Consider the following 1,694-nt stretch of genomic DNA (forward strand, 5'->3'; position numbering starts at 1 on the left):
TAAACGCTGTTAGTAATATCCTATTTATACGAATTCTACTTCCAAACACGCCACCGTAGCGTAGGAGTATCACATGTCTAAGAAGTTGCCGATCTACTTCTCTGACGACGCATGGTCATCTTTACAAGAGCTCATGGGTCCAGAGGGTAAACCAAGTCCTACCATCAACACCGTGCTTGAACAAATCGCTGTTCAAAATGAGCTTGTTGAAAAATTAGGGCTTACTGCTGTCCTACCCAAATCCAAAGTATCTATTCCCGTCTCTTTAGAGCGTATTCCTGCAGGTCCGGCCTTCAGCACCAAGGATGAGCAAGACAAAGCACTCGATCTGAATGAGTTCCTGATTCACAACCCTATTTCTACTTTTATTGCCTATGTAGACAGTGAATCCATGCTCGATGCTGGCCTAGAGATTAATGATCCAATCATTATTGATCGCAGTATTGAAGCCAAGCATTACGATATCGTGGTTGCCCTGATTGATGACAATGCCTCGACCATTAAGCGGCTGATGATCACCAATAAGATGTCCAAGTCTGAAATCAAAGAAATATTTGGAGATGAAGATTATCCGCTTCCAGAACTTTGGTTGAAGGCTGAAAATTCGAATTACAATCACATCATTCCTGATGATAGTCAGACCATATCAATCTGGGGTGTGGTGACTTTTAATTTAAAGCGTATTTATCACCGCTCATAAAAAGAAGAATAACCATGCAAAGTGAAAATGAAATATTCGCGTTAGTCGACGTGAATAATTGCTACGTCTCGTGTGAGCGTGTGTTTAATCCTGCCTTGAATGATCGCCCAACCATTGTGCTCAGCAACAATGACGGCTGTGCCGTGGCCAGAAGCCAGGAAGCGAAAGACTTAGGCATCAAGATGGGTGTTCCTGTATTCCAAATTAAAGAGCTGATCAAACAACATAACATTCAGGTGCTATCCAGTAATTTCTCCTTGTATGGCGAAATGTCCAAGCGCTTTATGGAGCTGCTTGGGGACTATGTTGCACCAGGAGATCAAGAGGTCTATTCCATTGATGAATGCTTTCTGAAGCTCACAGCTTACGAGCATCTATTTGACCTGACTGTATATGCTCAAGACATGAGGGCTAAGGCTTGGCGTTGGTTAGGCCTACCCTGCTGTATTGGAATTGGTCGCTCTAAAACCGAAGCCAAGATTGCCAATCATCTCGCCAAGAAAAACAAGTTCTTCAATGGGGTCTGTAATCTGGCCCATATGGACCCATGCTCTACAGAAACGCTACTCGCGCAGGTTGATGTGTCTGAGGTTTGGGGCGTAGGCAGACAGAACTGTAAGAAGCTCAATACTATGGGTGTTCAATCTGTGCTGGATCTGATCAATGCCAATCCTAAAGAAATCAAAAAGCAGTTTAGTATCGTGATGGAAAAGACGGTGCTTGAGCTACAGGGCCTTTCTTGTATTGACCTTAGTGATGATACTGTAGCGAAGAAGCAAATCATCAGCAGCCGTTCATATGGCAACCCAGTGTATGAAATGGATGACATTAAAGCTTCTGTTCGGCTTTATGTGGCCAGAGCCGTGAAACGAATGCGGGAAGATGGCTCAATCTGCAAAATGATTGGGGTCTATATCCAAACCAGTCGCTTTGATAAGTCCGAGCGCTACTCGCCATATATCGTGGTTCAGATGCATGAGCATACAGACGACTT

The 1,694-nt window shown here is 43.9% G+C and carries 2 protein-coding genes; both read left to right on the forward strand.

Going from position 1 to position 1,694, the window contains the following annotated elements; translation table 11 throughout:
* Positions 1 to 73: 73 nt before the first annotated feature.
* Positions 74 to 700 carry a LexA family transcriptional regulator gene (locus GBI16_RS18015; protein ID WP_000038641.1) on the forward strand — a complete coding sequence of 209 codons (627 nt, stop codon included), beginning with the start codon at positions 74 to 76 and terminating at the stop codon, positions 698 to 700.
* 14 nt (positions 701 to 714) lie between these two features.
* The coding region (locus GBI16_RS18020; protein WP_151707605.1) for a Y-family DNA polymerase at positions 715 to 1,694 on the forward strand (980 nt) is incomplete at its 3' end.

Source organism: Acinetobacter sp. TUM15064, assembly GCF_008980265.1.
GTDB lineage: Bacteria > Pseudomonadota > Gammaproteobacteria > Pseudomonadales > Moraxellaceae > Acinetobacter.

Bases quoted from the DNA above. Each gene is read 5' to 3' on its own strand.
- GBI16_RS18015 (WP_000038641.1), top strand. From the start codon at position 74: ATGTCTAAGAAGTTGCCGATCTACTTCTCTGACGACGCATGGTCATCT.